Annotated in this window: 12 protein-coding genes; 8 read left to right on the top strand and 4 right to left on the bottom strand. The window is 63.4% G+C overall.

Annotated features, from left to right (window positions below):
- Positions 1–281: 281 nt before the first annotated feature.
- The 3 genes from ACUYV6_RS12535 (at position 282) to ACUYV6_RS12545 (ending at position 4,422) form a co-directional block, all read left to right on the top strand.
- A complete protein-coding gene (locus ACUYV6_RS12535; protein ID WP_449279005.1) occupies positions 282–1,376 on the top strand; it encodes a proline racemase family protein in 1,095 nt (364 codons plus the stop codon).
- A gap of 173 nt (positions 1,377–1,549) precedes the next feature.
- Positions 1,550–2,635, top strand: coding sequence for an Ldh family oxidoreductase (locus tag ACUYV6_RS12540; protein WP_449279006.1), 1,086 nt, complete (start codon positions 1,550–1,552; stop codon positions 2,633–2,635).
- A 146-nt stretch (positions 2,636–2,781) separates the two neighbouring features.
- A complete protein-coding gene (locus tag ACUYV6_RS12545) occupies positions 2,782–4,422 on the top strand; it encodes an HNH endonuclease signature motif containing protein (protein WP_449279007.1) in 1,641 nt (546 codons plus the stop codon).
- Positions 4,423–4,441: 19 nt separating this feature from the next.
- On the opposite strand, the gene ACUYV6_RS12550 is transcribed toward ACUYV6_RS12545, so the two are convergent.
- Positions 4,442–5,527, bottom strand: a complete 1,086-nt coding sequence (locus ACUYV6_RS12550) for a proline racemase family protein (protein ID WP_449279008.1) — start codon at positions 5,525–5,527, stop codon at positions 4,442–4,444.
- A gap of 606 nt (positions 5,528–6,133) precedes the next feature.
- Between ACUYV6_RS12550 and ACUYV6_RS12555 the strand changes: the two genes are divergently transcribed.
- Complete coding sequence (locus ACUYV6_RS12555; RefSeq protein ID WP_449279009.1) at positions 6,134–7,219, top strand: proline racemase family protein; 1,086 nt, start codon at positions 6,134–6,136, stop codon at positions 7,217–7,219.
- A gap of 112 nt (positions 7,220–7,331) precedes the next feature.
- Here ACUYV6_RS12555 and ACUYV6_RS12560 read toward each other — a convergent pair whose 3' ends face one another.
- Positions 7,332–8,051 carry a FadR/GntR family transcriptional regulator gene (locus ACUYV6_RS12560; protein WP_449279010.1) on the bottom strand — a complete coding sequence of 240 codons (720 nt, stop codon included), beginning with the start codon at positions 8,049–8,051 and terminating at the stop codon, positions 7,332–7,334.
- A 246-nt stretch (positions 8,052–8,297) separates the two neighbouring features.
- On the opposite strand from ACUYV6_RS12560, the gene ACUYV6_RS12565 reads away from it, so the two are divergent.
- The 4 genes from ACUYV6_RS12565 to ACUYV6_RS12580 all read left to right on the top strand — a co-directional run bounded on the left by ACUYV6_RS12565 (position 8,298) and on the right by ACUYV6_RS12580 (position 14,139).
- Positions 8,298–9,956 (top strand): choline dehydrogenase, encoded by a 1,659-nt coding sequence (locus ACUYV6_RS12565; RefSeq protein ID WP_449279011.1) that lies wholly within the window; start codon positions 8,298–8,300, stop codon positions 9,954–9,956.
- Between the two features lie 31 nt (positions 9,957–9,987).
- Entirely contained in the window at positions 9,988–11,148 is a 1,161-nt protein-coding gene (locus tag ACUYV6_RS12570; protein WP_449279012.1) for an NAD(P)/FAD-dependent oxidoreductase, read from the top strand.
- Between the two features lie 50 nt (positions 11,149–11,198).
- The gene (locus ACUYV6_RS12575) at positions 11,199–12,557 is read left to right on the top strand and encodes an aldehyde dehydrogenase family protein (RefSeq protein WP_449279013.1); all 1,359 of its coding nucleotides are present in this window, start codon (positions 11,199–11,201) and stop codon (positions 12,555–12,557) included.
- Between the two features lie 136 nt (positions 12,558–12,693).
- The gene (locus tag ACUYV6_RS12580) at positions 12,694–14,139 is read left to right on the top strand and encodes a C39 family peptidase (protein WP_449279014.1); all 1,446 of its coding nucleotides are present in this window, start codon (positions 12,694–12,696) and stop codon (positions 14,137–14,139) included.
- Between the two features lie 18 nt (positions 14,140–14,157).
- On the opposite strand, the gene ACUYV6_RS12585 is transcribed toward ACUYV6_RS12580, so the two are convergent.
- Both ACUYV6_RS12585 and ACUYV6_RS12590 read right to left on the bottom strand, forming a co-directional pair.
- A complete protein-coding gene (locus ACUYV6_RS12585) occupies positions 14,158–15,216 on the bottom strand; it encodes an Ldh family oxidoreductase (RefSeq protein ID WP_449279015.1) in 1,059 nt (352 codons plus the stop codon).
- A 45-nt stretch (positions 15,217–15,261) separates the two neighbouring features.
- Positions 15,262–15,876, bottom strand: a complete 615-nt coding sequence (locus ACUYV6_RS12590; RefSeq protein WP_449279016.1) for a transporter substrate-binding domain-containing protein — start codon at positions 15,874–15,876, stop codon at positions 15,262–15,264.
- Between the last annotated feature and the right edge of the window lie 64 nt (positions 15,877–15,940).

A 15,940-nucleotide genomic window follows, 5' to 3' on the forward strand; every position in this document is an offset into this window, starting at 1 on the left:
AAGCCGCGGATCGTCTCGTGTTCTTCCACGAGGGCGAGATCGCGGTCAACGCGACTCCTGACGAAGCGTTCAACCGGTCGGAGAACCCGCACCTGAAGAAATTCGTCGACGCCGTCCGCTTCTAGCCTGCAACACCACAACCCGCCCGCAACAGAGCGGGAACCTCCCGAGGCGCACAGCATCTAGGAAGGTTCCCGCTCTTGTTTGACATTCAGACGACGCGCTACGCTCGCGTCTAACCGGGTTCGTTGCAGAACCCACCTACTTGCGAAGGAGCAGTAATGGTTGCATGGGCACGCGAACTCGAGATCGTCGATTGTCACGCCGAGGGCGAGATCGGACGCGTCATCACCGGCGGAGTCGGCGAGGTACCCGGTGAGACGATGTTCGACAAGAAGCTCTGGCTCGAACAGAACAACGACGAGATCCGCCGCTTCACCCTCTTGGAGCCTCGCGGAGCCTCATGGGTCAACGCAAACATCGTGCTGCCCTCCAACCACCCCGATGCCGCGATGGGCTACATCATTATGGAGTCCACCGAGTATCCGGCGATGTCCGGATCCAACACCATGTGCGTGGCGACCGTGCTGCTCGAGCAGGGCATCGTGCCCATGGTCGAGCCCGTGACCGACCTCACGCTCGAGTCGCCCGCCGGCCTGATCACCGTGCGCTGCGAGTGCCGGGACGGGAAGGTGACGAGCGTGCGGTTCGTGAACCAGCCGGCGTTCAACTACTACCGCGACACGATGGTGGAGGTTCCTGGGCTCGGCAGTGTGCGCATCGACGTCAGCTGGGGCGGCATGGGGTACGTGATGGTCGAGGCCGAGGAGCTCGGCCTGACCATTGAGCCGAGCGCCGCGCGCGATCTCGTGGACCTCGGCGAGCGCATCAAGATGGCCGCCGCCGAACAACTGCCCGTCTCGTTCCCGGGCAACCCAGACATGCCGGGCATCACCAACATGGAGTTCATGGGGCCGCTCTCCCGCACCGCCGATGGCACGCTGACCGCCAAGAATACGGTCGTGGTCTCCCCCGGCCGTTGCGACCGCTCCCCCTGCGGCACCGGATCCTCGGCCCGCCTCGCACTCATGCATGCGCGTGGAGACCTCGCCGTGGGCGAGAAGTTCATCCACGAGTCGATCACCGGCTCCAAGTTCACCTGCGAGATCGAACGCACGACCCGGGTCGGCGACTACGACGCGGTGGTTCCCGCGATCGCCGGCCAGGCGTGGATCTACGGCTTCACCCGCGCGGTCCTTTCCCCGACTGACCCGTACCCTGCCGGGCACGCGCTGAGCGACACGTGGATGGACGTCTCGAACCTCGAGATGCAGGAATGGCAGCGGATCAAAGCGAAAGGCGGAGCCTTGAGCTGATCCACTGGTGCCGCACACGGCAGCAGCCCACGGAGTGAAGCGAGGGGCGAGCGAGCGATTGACCGAGAAACACCGCAGGGCTGGGGCTCGGCGTCGTCTCAGCAGTGTATGCCCCTGGGCGGTCCCGGCGGGCCTCCTCACCTGACACTGCGAAACCTGGCATGCTCAACTTCATGACGACCGATGCGACGACGCGTACACCTCAGGACTCCGCTCCTCAAGACCTCGCTTCTCAACGCCCCGCGACCGAGGCCCCTGACCGCATCCCGTTCGAGGAACTCGCTGCGCTGCTCGAGCAGGCGTTCCTCGATGCTGGAGTAACCCCGGAGTCGGCTCGACTCATCGGCAGGAACTGTGCGGCGGTCGAGCGCGACGGCACGCACAGTCACGGCGTGTTCCGCATGCCGGGCTACCTCGCCTCGGTGCGCAGCGGTTGGCTCGATGGCACCGCGGTGCCCGTGGTGGATCGCGTCAGCCCGTCATTCCTCCGCGTTGACGGCGCGAACGGCTTTTCGCAGTCAGCGATCGATGCGGCGCGTGAAGATATTGCTGCCGCGATCGACGAGACCGGTGTTGCACTGGTCGCGATCCGCGATGCCCACCATTTCAGCTCCCTGTGGCCTGACGTCGAACCGTTCGCCCGCCAGGGTCTCGTTGCGCTCACGATGGTCACCGGCGGTGATTCGATCGTCATTCCGCAGGGCGCGTCCGAGCGGATCTTCGGCACCAACCCGATGGCCTTTGCAACCCCGCGGGCGGGCACGGATCCGCTCGTCTGGGATTTCGCGACCTCGACCATGTCGCACGGCGACCTCACCATCACCCGCAATGAAGGCCGTGAACTCGCTCCGGGCATGGGGATCGGCCGCGGTGGCCGTGCCACGCAAGACCCGGCCGAAGTACTCGACGAGGGCGGGCTCATCGCATTCGGCGGGCACAAGGGCCTGCTGCTCTCGCTGACCGTTGAGCTACTGGCTTCAGCGCTGACCGGCGCGCCGTTCTCGACGGAGGCGGACTCGGGCAAACCCGAAGGAGCGCATACGTCGCGCGTCGGACAGTTCCTGCTGGTCGCAGACCCGGAGCGGGGCGGCAATTCCGAGTATGGCGCGCGCGTCTCGGGACTCATCGAATTGCTACGCGAAGCCGGTATGAGCCGAGTTCCCGGCGAGCATCGCTACGCGCTTCGCGCAGAGAATGATCGGCTCGGGATCCCGGTCACCCAGATGATGCGCGAGTTCTTCGCGAGTCTTCAGTCATAGCCCGCCCCGGATCTTGTAGACCACTCAACAACGTCTCAGCCTGCGGTTTTGTAGATTGTCGAAGTCTTTGCACAACCCCAGAACTTCGCCGTATTCATGCGGATCTTCCGAGCCTGAATGTCGGTAGTGCATGGTCTACTGAGTTCATGTTCAACCCCGATGCCGCCGCTTCATCGCAGTCGCTCGAAGTTTCAGCACCGTCGCCCGATGATGCGCAAGTGCGATCTGCTGAGCACGCCGAGACGGCTGAGCGTGCCCGAGCGGCTCGACGCATCCAGGCTGACCGCCTCTCACGTCTTGAATCGCTCGAGCAGCGTCGTCGCGCCGACGACGCAGGTCGCCTGCGTCTTGTTGGCGAGCTCGTTACCGAGATCACCCGTTTGCAGCCGGCTCTTCCTCCACGAACGCAAGCGTCCATGAAGTCCAGAACGAGCGCTCACGATGAGCTCGGATACCGTTCCCTCCGAGCAGAGATCGCGCTTCTGCTCCAGGTCAGCGAATACCAGACCGAGCACCTCATGGATCTTGCCTATCGCGCCGCTCACGAGTATCCGCTGGCGCTCGCGTGGGTCGAATCCGGGAAGGTCACGCTCGGACACCTGCAGGTCATCGCCGACGCGGGCGTCGTCATTGGCGCGGGAACTGATCCTGCCACCGCCGAACGACGGCGCGAGTACGAAGCACGCGTGCTCGAGGCTGCTCGCACAGAGACTCCGAATCGGCTGAAGCCGATCGCGAAGAACTTCGCGGAAGAGTGGTCGACAGCTCCGATTGAAGAACGTCACAAGCAAGCCGTCTCGAGTCGAAGTGTGCGTGTGGTTGCCGCAGAAGATGGAATGGCAGACCTGTACGCACACCTCCCCGCCGACGTGGCGTATGCGATTCATGACCGTCTTACTCGAGTCGCGAAGTCAGCGAAGCATGGTGAACGCATAGTTCCCATCGCCGGCGCATCCGTCGAAGAAGCCGCGGAAGCGGGATCAGGGGCAGGAGGAAGAACGGATGCGGTCTCTGGGATCGCCACCTCCGAGACCTCCGCCTTGGAAAACGCTGCCATCGAAAGCTCCGCCTCCGGAGGCTCTGCTCCCGAAAGCGCTGCACCGCGCACTCGCGATCAGCTTCGCGCCGATGCGTTCACTGACCTTTTGCTCTCATCCGACCCGTTCCAGTTGACCTCGGGGTGCCCGGCCGAGGCCATCGACGCGCGCATCCAGTTCCTCTCACCCATCGAGATGATCGAAGGCGCGTCCGACGACAACGCCGGCAGCAGCAAGGAAAGTATGAGCGGTCTCCTGACGGGAATGCCGACCGGAAACCTCACCGGAGAACTCACCGGTTACGGTCCGATCGGCCTCGACCGCATCCGCGAGAGCGCTGCTGAAGCAACGCACTTCGATAGGATCACCACCGATTTCCACACCGGCGAAGTGCTCTCGGTCAACCGGTACCGTCCAAGCGAAGAGATCCGGCGCCGGCTCGGGGCAAGAGACCGAATGTGCCGTTTTCCGGGGTGCCGCGTCCCGGCGCACCGGTGCGACCTCGATCACACCATCGATGCCGCATATGGCGGACCGACCTCGACCGACAATCTCAGTCACCTGTGCCGTGGCCACCATACGCTGAAGCACCACTCTGACTGGAATGTGGAGCAAGTAGCCGGCGGGGTGCTCCGATGGACCAGCCCCGCCGGACGTACTCACATCGATCGACCGCCCGGCGCATACGAGCCGGCGCAGCATCGACGACCGAGCAAAGTGCGATTCGAACCCGCAGACGAAGAGTTCTAAGTTCTCGCGGCCGGTTGAGTCAGCGCAGCACGAAGCCTGGAACGAGCTCATCGCGGGGATCAACGGTGAAGAGGTGCTCCCCCGTGCGGTACGCCATGCCGGTGACCTGCGGAATGACGGCGTCGAAGCCTTCCGCGGTGGTTTGTTCGAGCACACGTGCTGTAAAGCGGGAGCCGACCATCGACTCGTGCAGCAGGTCCTCGCCGACAGGCAGGGTACCCCGCGCGGTGAGCGTCGCGACGCGTGAACACGTGCCCGAACCACACGGCGACCGATCGAGCTCGCCGTCCGCGAAGATCGTCGAGTTCCGCTGATGAGCCGCCGCCCCAGCTGCCGTCTTCGCCTCGGTGTCACCGAGGTCTTCGAACATGATCGTGCCGTAGATACCGCTGAGACGATCGTCGCTCGGGTGCTTGGCGTGCTCCGTGTCGTTGAGCAACCACTTGATCTCACGGCCGAGCGCAATAACTTCGCCGTAGTTCTCGGGTGTCACGGCCAGATCGAACTGCGCGGTGTTGACGTGCGCGTAGATCGCACCACCGAAGCAGATATCAGCAAGGATCTCGCCGCGGGAGGTCTGCACAGGCACGTCCTTCGCAAGCAGGTAGCTGACGACGTTGATGAACTGGATCGCCGTGATCTGCCCGGGCGCCCCAGCATTCCCGGGGGCCGTGTGCACACGCGCGGTCACACGCCCCGAGGGAACATCGATGACGACATCGGTGACGCCCGAGGGATCCGCCTCGATGAGGCCGCTCTCGATCGCCCAAGCCCCGAGCGCAATGGTGCCGTGGCCGCAAGCCGTTGAGAACCCGTCCTTGTGCCAGAACAGCACGCCGAAGTGCGCGCCGTCATCGTTCGGCGGAGTGACAAAGCCGCCGTACATGTCGGCGTGCCCGCGGGGCTCGTAGCAAAGGATCTTGCGGATGCGGTCGATCTCGGGCGAGTTCATCGCGAACACACGCTTCGAGGGAACGTCATCGCCCTCGATGTCGACAGGCAGCGAGGTCACAATGCGGAACGGCTCGCCTGCCGTGTGGTAGTCGACGCATTCATAGGTCTCGAACTCGGTCTCCGCCGGGGAAACTGCGTGGGCTGCGGTCATCTTGGCTTCTGCTCCTTTCGTCGGGTCGAGCACACGCTTCGACTCGATTCTGTGTCGGTATCGATCCGGTGTCGGTTTCGATCCGGTGCGGGTATCGATCCGGTGTAGGTATCGACCCTTCGTGGGGATCGATCCTGCGCTGGTATCGATGATGTCGGGGATCGATGCGGCGCACCGATCGCAGGGAAGGAATGAGATCAGATTAGCTTGTTATAACAAACTCTGTCGAGTGCGGATTCGGGTGTCGTTCGTGGGCGGCGTTCACACACATGCATCACTCGCGCGAAAGTCCGGCACGCACCTCCCAGAAGACCCGCGCACCCCACGCCGACAACCTGGTTCATACGCGCTGCAAGACCCGCATCTCCAGCCCCGACAAGCTGCCCCATCCGTGCCGTAAGCCCAGCTTCTCGCGCACCAAGCCCCACGCACCGCACGACGTGGCCGCGCTCGCCAACCCTGTACCTGCACGCACGCATCTACCTATTATTGGGTCACCCACTCACTGGTGAATGCACAGAATTGGGTCAACAAGCACTCAATGACGAGACAGACACTCGATAACGAGGACAGACACTCAAGGACGAGAAAGACAAGGGACAGATTATGGCTTGGGCACGCGAACTCGAGATCGTCGATTGTCACGCAGAGGGCGAGGTGGGCCGCGTCATCGTCGGAGGCGTCGGGGAAGTTCCCGGCGAGACCATGTTCGATAAGAAGATCTGGCTCGAGAAGAATCTTGATGAGATCCGGCAGTTCGTGCTGTTCGAGCCTCGCGGCGCGGTGTGGCACAACGCGAACATGATCCTCCCTTCCAACCACCCCGATGCGGCTATGGGCTATGTGATCCTGGAGTCGACCGAGTACCCGGCGATGTCGGGCTCGAACACGATGTGCGTCGCCACCGTCTTGCTCGAACAGGGCATTGTTCCGATGCAGGAGCCGGTCACTGAGCTCACACTGGAGTCGGCAGCGGGTCTCATCACGGTGCGCTGCGAGTGCAAGGACGGCAAGGTGCTGAACGTTCGCTTCGTGAACCAGCCGGCCTTCGTCTACCACCGTGACGCCATCGTCGAGATTGAAGGGTACGGCTCGAAGCGCCTCGACGTGGCCTACGGAGGCATGACCTACGCGCTCGTCGAAGCAGAGGACTTCGGCTTCACCATTGACCCCTCAGAGGCCCGCGAGCTCTGCGACCTGGGAGAGACGATCAAGATGGCAGCCGCAGAGCAGCTTCCGATCTCATACCCCGGCAACCCTGACATGCCTGGCATCTCCATCACAGAGTTCATGGGTCCGCTTCGCCGCGAGAACGGAGTGCTGACTGCCAAGAACACGGTTACTGCCTCTCCCGGGCGGTGCGATCGGTCGCCGTGCGGCACAGGTTCCTCAGCACGACTCGCACTGATGCACGCACGCGGCGAGCTCGGGATCGGCGAGAAGTTCATTCACGAGTCGATCACCGGCTCGACCTTCACCTGCGAGATCGAGGGGCTCGCGAAGGTTGGCGAGTACGACGCCGTCATTCCTGCCATTGCTGGTCGCGCCTGGATCTACGGCTTCAACAAGTCAGTCCTCGACCCGGCCGACCCCTACCCGAACGGTCACGTGCTCTCTGACACCTGGTTCGACACGTCGAATCTGAAGATGGAGGAATGGCGCAGGATCGCGGAGCAGAACGCTCAGCGTTAGCAGCACCCTCGCGGAGAACTGTCTGCCCAGACCACCGGAAAGCACGGTCGGCAAGAACGGTCGGTGTGCACGGCCGGCGAGAACTCCCGGTGAGAACTGCCAGCGAGAATCCTCAGGTGATGTCGAGCTGGTGCAGCAAACGATTCGTGCCGCGCAAGTGGGTGCGTACGAGATCCTCGGCCCTATCGGTGTCGCGCGCCGTCACCGCCCAGGCGATCTCGAGGTGATCATTGCGCATGCGCTGCAGCTGATCGGGATCGCGGTAGTGCTCGCGCTGATGCAGTTCACTCGAGAGCTCCATCTGCTCCCGCACCATACGCTCGAGCATGAAGTTGTGCGTGCACGACGCGAGGGCCAGGTGGAAGGCGACGTTGTCCTCCCAGCCAACGAGCTCTTCGGCGACCCGGGTGAGCCGCTGTGCTTCTTCAGAAGTACGCCGCTCGCATGCGAGCTTCGCGATCTGAGTTTCGACGAGCGTTCGAGCCTCGAGCACATCGGCGATCGAAGCGACCTCGAATCGCGAGCGCGCCCCCGGCACCGCCTCGGTGCCGACAGACTCGCTCGGCACCGCGTCGCGCAGATACCGGCCGGATCCTCGCAGCGTATTGATGAGACCTCGATCCTCGAGGATGCCGAAGGCTTGCCGCAGCACGCTACGACTCACGCCGAATACCTCGGCGAGCTCGCGCTCAGTCGGCATTGCGTCGCCCGGGCCGAGCCCGCGGTCTTCGATCAATTCGAGCAGGCCATCGACAACGGCTTCGTAGCGACGACGTTCGGTAGGGATCCTCACCAGATTTTCCACCCCGGCAGTGCCGCTCTCTCCTGCCATGCCACGCTCCTCTCGGATGCCGCACATGCGCACGGCGAACAATATTGGTCACCCAATATCTAGACCAATTTAGTCTTTGGGTCAAGAAATAGAGCAAATTTTCCTGCGCGATCGCGATTACTCGCGGTCTATGGCATTATTGGGCTACCCAAAAAACCACTTTTCGATTACGCTGATTCTGCGTCTGGTGCGCCGCCGTAGACGCGCAACTACGATCGAACTCCGACACGAAGAAGCGAGCACCGCATGAGCAAGTCCTACGACTACGTCATCGTCGGAGCCGGCCCCGCCGGCTGCATCTTGGCCGCGAGGCTCACCGAGGACCCCGAGAACAGCGTGCTGCTCATCGAGGCCGGTGGAGACAAGTCGAGCCTCTTTCGCACGATGCCACTCGGCCTCCCATTCGTCTACCAAGACGCGCGTGTGCAATGGGGCCACTACTCGGGCCCAGAACCCGAGCTCGCCGGCCGCAAGATCGAAGAGAAGGCCGACAAGCTCATCGGCGGCTCCTCCTCAATCAACGCAATGATCTACAACCGCGGTAACCCCATGGACTACGAAGGCTGGGCTTCCGAAGCCGGCCTCACAGAATGGGATTGGGCGCACGTACTCCCCTACTTCAAGAAACTCGAGACCTTCTCCGATCGCGACGGCAACGGCGAGAGCGAGTTCCGTGGCGGTGATGGTCCCATGAAGATCCACCGTGCGCAGGCCAAGCACAAGCTCTTCGACGCCTTCATCGAGGCCGGAGATCAGGCTGGATTCGATATCCCGATCGATCACAACGGGTATCAGCAGGAGGGCATGCACATCGCCCAGGTCAATATCCACAAGGGTGAGCGTTGGAGCGCTGCACGGGCCTATCTGGAGCCTGCGCTCCGCCGCAAGAACCTGACAGTCATGACCCACGCGACAGTCAACCGCATCATCGTCACGGGTGGAGAGGCGAGCGGCGTCGAGGTGCAGCATCGCGGCCTCACCCGCACGATCGATGTCGATCGCGAGGTGATCCTCGCGGCAGGTGCCATGAACAGCCCGAAGCTGCTCATGCTGTCGGGCATCGGCCCTGTGGACGAGCTGAAGCGCCATGGGATTTCCGTCGTCGCCGAGGCCCCGCAGGTCGGCAAGAATGCGCAAAACCACCCCGGAGTCGACGTGCAATTCAGCACCAGGAACCGGGACTCCCTCACCTCCGAGATCGGCCTCCTCAAGCAGCCGTTCTTCGGGACGCAGTGGATGCTTACACGCAAGGGCATCGGCGGCAGCAATCTCTTCGAGGCCGGTGCCTTCCTGCGCACCCGCGAAGACGTCGACTTCCCGAACATGCAGTACGAGTTCCTGCCGCTCTCGCGCAAGGTCGTGCGCGGCAAGGTCGTCGCAATGCCGGGATTCCAGGTTTGGATGGACCTTTCGCGCCCCGAGAGCCGCGGCGAGGTCACACTGACTTCGGCCGATCCCTCCGCACCCGTGAAGACTGTCTTCAACACCTACTCTGTGCGACAAGATCTCCAGGACGTGATCGACGGGGTGCGGCTGTTGCGCGAGCGCATCGCCACACAGCCCGCGTTGCAGCGGTTCAAGCCGAAGGAGTTGAACCCGGGCCCCGACATCACCGACGACCGCGCAGTCGAGGCATGGGTGCGGCAGCACACCGGCACCTCGTACCACGCGTCCAGCACGTGCAGCATGGGCACTGACAACGACAACTCGGTGGTCGACGGTCAGGGCCGTGTGCACGCTGTGAAGGGCCTGCGCGTGGTCGACGCATCAATCATGCCGCTGTCGGTGACGGGCAATCTGCACTCCGGCATCATCATGCTCGCCGAGAAGATCGCAGACTACATGCGCGGCGTGCAACTCGTGCCCTCCGAAGCCGGCTTCTACTTCAAGCCCGGCAAGCACTGATCCAGAACACGTGAGAAGCAAGGAGAAACACATGGCCGACGTCATCGTCATCGGAGCAGGATCGGTTGGCACCGCCGCTGCACTCAGCCTCAAGGAGAACGACCCGAGTCTCGACGTCGTCATCGTCGAAGCCGACTACAGCTACAAGTACGCCGCAACGGGGAAGGGAACGGGCGGAGTACGCCAGCTCTTCACCCGCCCCGAGAACGTGCTGCTCTCGCAGGTCACGCTCGCTGCGATCGATGACTGGGAGAACTGGGGCTCGGTCGACGGCGCCCCCGCCCCCGAACTCGGCTGGCAGCAGAACGGCTACATGTTCGTTGTCGGTGAGAACGATGTCGACACGCTCGAACGGAACTACCGCACACAGGTCGACAACGGCGTGGTCGCCGAGTGGATCGACAAGCCCGCACTCGCAGAGCGCTTCCCCGAAATCGTCACCGACGACATGGTCGCAGCTGTGCTGTCGACCCGTGACGGTTGGCTGAAGCCGGGCGTCTTCTTCGACGTGCTGCGGAAGAAGGCGGTCGCCGCCGGCGTGGACTTCCGCATTGGCCGAGTCCACTCCCTCAATCACGACGGGCCGATCGTGCGCTCAGTGACGCTCCACACCGGTGAGGTGCTGACCGCCGACGCATTCATCAACGCGGCCGGAGTGAACGCACCGGAGCTCGCCCTCCAGATGGGCGTCGAGATTCCGGTCGAGCCGATGCGCAGGCATGAGCACTACATCGAGACCGGCAATGACGTCTCGCACCTGCCGTTTTTCAAAGATGTGCACGGTCTCGCAGTCCACGCGTTCCAGGAGGGCATCTCCGTCGGTCTCGTCGACTTCAATTTCCCTGGTGGCGAGAACTTCTCAATCGACCCCACGGATTACACCGATCGTGTGCTTCCCGCACTCCAGGAGCGATTCCGCGTCGGCGAATTGACCCGGCGCGACTCGTGGATCGGCCTCTACGACCAGAACCGCTTCGACGGCAACATGATCATCGGCAATGTCCCTGGGCGCGCCGACAATCTATTCACGGCCTGTGGTTTCTCGGGCCACGGTTTCATGCACGCACTGGGCGTCGGCCGCGGCCTGGCCGAACTCGTACTGCACGGCGAATACCGCACCCTCGACCTATCGCGTATGGACTACCAGCGCATCATCGACCACAGCTACTACGGCGAAGAAGGCGTGCGCTAGGGCCGGTTCCCCGATCGCACTCCCCTATCCCGGACACTGAAAGGACGCCCATGAGCACATACGCTGTGACCAACCCCGCCACCGGTGTGGTGGAGGCAGAATACCCGGCCTCGACCGACGCCGAGATCCAGGAGATCCTGGCCGCCGCAGATCAGGCCTACCGCAATTGGTCGCGATCCACCACCGTCTCGGAGCGCGTCGCAGTCGCCGCACGCGCCGCCGCGCTGCACCGCGAACGCATCGAAGAACTCGCATCGAACATTCACCGCGAGATGGGCAAGCCGCTGGACCAGGCTCGCGGTGAGGTCGAAAGCGCGGCTTCCAAGATCGAAGCTTTCGTGAATGGTGCCGAAGAGTGGCTCGCCGACGAAGAACTCTCAGTTGCCGACGGACTGCGCACTGTGATCCGCATGCAGGGCATCGGTGTGACCCTCGGTGTGATGCCCTGGAACTACCCGTCATCGCAGGTCGCTCGCTTCGCCGCTGCGAATCTGATCCTCGGCAATACCGTGATCGTGAAGCTCCCGAATCAGTGCCCCGAGACCGCACGCGCACTTGAGCAGCTCTACGCAGATGCCGGCTTCCCCGAGGGGGCTTACACCGCGGTGTTCGCAACGCACCGTCAGATCGCCGAGATCATCGCTGACGATCGCATGCAGGGCGTCTCGGTGACGGGCTCCGAACGGGCAGGAGAGATCATCGCCGAGCAGGCCGGGCGTCATCTCAAGAAGTGCGTGCTCGAGCTCGGCGGATCCGACGTATTCCTCGTGCTCGATACCGATGACCTCGACCATGCCGTAGCTCAGGCGGTCGCGGGCCGCATGGAGAACACCGGTCAAGCCTGCAACGGTTCGAAGCGCATCGTCGTGCTCGACAAGTACTACGACGAATTCGCGGAGAAGTTCGCTGCTGCGATCGCCGCGCAATCCTACGAGAACGGCGATTTCGGACCGCTCGCCTCAGCCGCGGCAACACGCGACATCGTGGAGCCTGTGCAGAACGCGCTCGATCAGGGGGCAACCCTGCTCGTCGGAAATAACGAGCCCGAAGGCAATGTCTACACGCCAGGTGTGCTCACCGGCATCACTCCTGAGATGGACATCTATCATCAGGAGCTCTTCGGCCCGGTTGCGCAGCTCTACCGCGTGTCGAGCGATGAGGAAGCGATCGAACTGGCCAATTCCTCGCCGTACGGGCTCGGATCGGTGATCATCTGTGACGACGAGGAACGCGCGATCGCGGTCGGCGACCGTCTCGAAGTCGGCATGGTATTCATCGGCGCTGCAGGCCTCGAGGCCGGCGACGTTCCCTTCGGCGGAGTCAAGAAGTCCGGTTACGGCAGGGAGCTCGGCCGATTCGGGCTCGAAGAATTCGCGAACAAGAAACTCTTCCGCTTCGCTGCGAAGTAGCATCTACGCGCGAATGGACCGGAGAATATCCTCCGGCCCATTCGCGCGTTCGCTCGTGCAGCGAGCGATACACGGACTGTAACCTAAGTTCGGGAGATATCGCAGAAGGAACGCATCGAAGGATCGACCTCGTATCGTGGACAGCACAACCGGTCGCAGGGCAGTCGGTCGCAGCACAGCCGATCGTAGACGGCACGCAGCACGCATCGCGCTGCTGCCGCTCTGTGCCGCGCTCGTCACGAGCACGCTGCTCGGTGCTGCATCCGGGGCGCAGCTGGATACTCCTGGCTCCGCGCAACCTCTCGCCTCGGTTCCCGTAACTGGAGCAGTGCCGGCAACTGTAGCAACGCCGGCAGCTGTAGCAGCGCCGGCATTCCAGTCCGTCGCGCCGCAGTGGCAGCAGCCTGGCCGGCCCGCGAAACTGACAAGCGGGACCCCGCAGATCTCCGGGCCAATCGGTTCCCCCGATGCCACGCTCTCCGCAGACCCCGGCGCGTGGACCACCGGTGCCTCGTTCAGCTACCAATGGCAGCGCGACGGAGAGAACATCGATGGCGCGAACAACGCGGACTACACCTTGACTCCGGCGGATCAGTGCCACCGGATCCGGGTACAGGTGCGCGGCACGAAGGACGGGTTCATTCCTCAGACTCAGATATCACCGACGCTGCACTACGCGGGCTGCCCGAGCGCGACCGGAGCCGCAATGATGCTCGGCGAGCACCTCGCCCCCGGCAAATCCCTCACGTCGACGAACGGCAAGCATGAACTGCGCGTCACCGAACTCGGCGAGCTCCAAGTGCTGAACCACGGCCGTGTGCGTTGGCGCATGCAGGGCCTCGCCGGATCCTCCCTCATCATGCACGGCGACGGCCGCCTGGCGTTCGAGAAGCACCAGAGGATCGCATGGTCTTCACGAGATTCCGATACATCGGCACCGTCGAATCAGCACGTCGAACGGGCCGTACTGCGAAATGATGGTGACCTGGTGCTCGTCGGTGCCGTTGAGGACCGAACCACGGAGACCGTGTGGGCGCTGTCGGATCAGGCCCCGGCACGCATCAACAGCACCAGGGTGCCCTACTTTTCGCAACTGACCGGGGAATGGGCCGGCCGGAAATTCGGCCACTTCAAATTCGGACACACCGGCTGCGTGCCGACCTCGTTCGCGATGGCCGCGGGCGCTTACGGCGTGGACACCACCCCGATTGAGGTCGGCGCCGTCATGAACGCTCAGGGCGACTTCAACCGGGCGGGAACCTTCGGCGCTGGTGGCAAGTCGATCGTCGCAGCAGCGAAGCACTTCGGCCTGCAGGCGACACCGCTCGCTTCGAAGAAGGACATCAGGCGGGCACTCGCGAACGACCAGCCCGTGCTCGCCATGGTGGTGGGTCCGAAGAAGGTGACCAAGCCCGGCGCAGGTCACACCGTCGTACTCACCGACTACCACGATGGGATCGTGACGGCACGCAACTCAAGCAGGGATCCTTGGCAGGAAATTTCGCTCGACACGCTCTTCGAACACCGCTCGTTCGACGCGCTCGACCGCAACGCCGGCGCCGTCTTCTGGGCGATCGGCTGATCCCGTCACGTCGGAGCTTTACAGCAGCTCGCCGGCGAACAGTTCGCGTACGAGGTCGGTCACGGGTACGCCTGCGGTCTCGGCCTTCGCACGGGCGGCGTAGCGGCGGTCGCCCGGCAGTCGTGACATGCCCGCTTCGCGCAGCATCTCCACGAAGGCGGCGATGCGGTGCTCGAAGACCTCGTTGCCGCCTCGCGCCGGATCGATCACGATGAACAACTGACCCGTCCGGAAGGTATGCGCGCCCTCGGGTGTTTCCTTGTCGAGCTCGTAGGTGAACGAACCACCGGTCAGGCCCGAGGCGAGTACCTCGATCATGAACGAGAACAGGGCTCCCTTGTGTCCGCCGAAGGGCAGAATGCCGCCCTCGGTGAGGATCTCGTTCGGATCATCGGTCTCCTCGCCGTGGCGATCCACCCCGGTGCCCGGGGGCACGGTCTTGCCCTCGCGGCGGTAGAGCTGGAGATCGCCGTGCGAGATCGAAGAGGTCGCGTAGTCGAACACGACCGGCGGAGCTCCCTCGACGGGGGTCGCGAACCCGAACGGGTTCGTGCTGAAGACGTGCTGCTTGACGCCGCGGGGCATCACGGCCAGTTTGCCGGCGGTAATCATGCCGAGCGCGACGTAGCCGCGTTTTGCCCAGGCCTCGAGGTCGGGCCAGAGCGCGCTGAAGTGGTGGCCCTCGCGGACCGCGACGACGGCGACTCCGGTCTTTTCGAGCGCATCATCGATCTCGGCGGCCGCATTCGCGAGCGCGGGCTGCGTGAAGCCATTCGCCGCGTCGATGCGCACGTATGAGTCGCTCACGCGTTCAGTGCTCGGTTGAGCGTGTCCGTCTGCCCAACCCGTGGTGAGGGAATGGACGTAGCCGCGCATGCGAAACACGCCGTGACTGTGCGTGCCGTCGCGTTCGCATGAAGCGCAGTTGCGGGCGAGGATCGCCGCGGCCTCAGGCGAAGAACCCGCCGCGATGAGCGTCCGCTCGATCCGCGATACGAGCGCGTCGAACGATACATGGGTCTGATCGGCGGGAAGGGGCTCTGCTGCAAGTGGCACTGCTGCAAGGGCGTCGGTCATTGCATCTCCAAAACTGATTGTCGGCACCTCTTTGTCTGACAAAGATCATCCTAGCGGTGCAACGCGACCGGACGACTCCGGATCAAGACCCCACTTCTCCAGAAGCCTCGCGAGCATGCCGTTATCGCGAAGCGCCATAAGCTCTTCGTCGATCCCGACAGACAGGCTTTCATTCCCCGGTTCTAAGGTCCACCGCAAGTGAGCAACCCCGCCTGAGCCGCCGCCCTCATCATCGGCATTCTTCTCCTTGACAACGATGGGTTCAGTGAACCGCACTCCGGGTCCTTCGTCGCCGTTCCGATGCCAGAATCCGAGCGCGAGGTCGACATCACCGTTCTCTACTGCGGGGATTTGAGCACCCGACTCGCCGACCCGCACCGTCTCCAAGGAAAGACAGTTGCGTTTCGCGATCAATCGCACGATGTCTTCTTCCAAACCGACCAGGCTGTTCCGATTGAGGCTGCTGCGCGTCGAGAGGTCGGGCATCGCGACCGTCAATTTGCCAGGTTTCACGGTCTTGAGATCATGCTCGGCGAGGCAGTCCTCGCTCACCTCCGACCAGGAGCCCTGACTCGCGCAGGAAACGAGCGGAGCGAAGAGAGCGAGGACCGCTACGGAGCCCATCACCCGAACAGACCGGGATGTGAGGCGAAGTTTCATAGTTCTTCCTTCAGGAGGACAATCATCAGCCACTCGTCGGTGCCGGAGCCCTGCAGAGCTCGCG

It is taken from the genome of Leucobacter sp. GX24907 (genome assembly GCF_053567335.1).

Bases quoted from the DNA above. Each gene is read 5' to 3' on its own strand.
- ACUYV6_RS12570 (WP_449279012.1), top strand. From the start codon at position 9,988: ATGGCCGACGTCATCGTCATCGGAGCAGGATCGGTTGGCACCGCCGCT.
- ACUYV6_RS12545 (WP_449279007.1), top strand. From the start codon at position 2,782: ATGTTCAACCCCGATGCCGCCGCTTCATCGCAGTCGCTCGAAGTTTCA.
- ACUYV6_RS12590 (WP_449279016.1), bottom strand. From the start codon at position 15,876: ATGAAACTTCGCCTCACATCCCGGTCTGTTCGGGTGATGGGCTCCGTA.
- ACUYV6_RS12565 (WP_449279011.1), top strand. From the start codon at position 8,298: ATGAGCAAGTCCTACGACTACGTCATCGTCGGAGCCGGCCCCGCCGGC.
- ACUYV6_RS12575 (WP_449279013.1), top strand. From the start codon at position 11,199: ATGAGCACATACGCTGTGACCAACCCCGCCACCGGTGTGGTGGAGGCA.
- ACUYV6_RS12550 (WP_449279008.1), bottom strand. From the start codon at position 5,527: ATGACCGCAGCCCACGCAGTTTCCCCGGCGGAGACCGAGTTCGAGACC.
- ACUYV6_RS12535 (WP_449279005.1), top strand. From the start codon at position 282: ATGGTTGCATGGGCACGCGAACTCGAGATCGTCGATTGTCACGCCGAG.
- ACUYV6_RS12540 (WP_449279006.1), top strand. From the start codon at position 1,550: ATGACGACCGATGCGACGACGCGTACACCTCAGGACTCCGCTCCTCAA.
- ACUYV6_RS12555 (WP_449279009.1), top strand. From the start codon at position 6,134: ATGGCTTGGGCACGCGAACTCGAGATCGTCGATTGTCACGCAGAGGGC.
- ACUYV6_RS12585 (WP_449279015.1), bottom strand. From the start codon at position 15,216: ATGACCGACGCCCTTGCAGCAGTGCCACTTGCAGCAGAGCCCCTTCCC.
- ACUYV6_RS12560 (WP_449279010.1), bottom strand. From the start codon at position 8,051: ATGGCAGGAGAGAGCGGCACTGCCGGGGTGGAAAATCTGGTGAGGATC.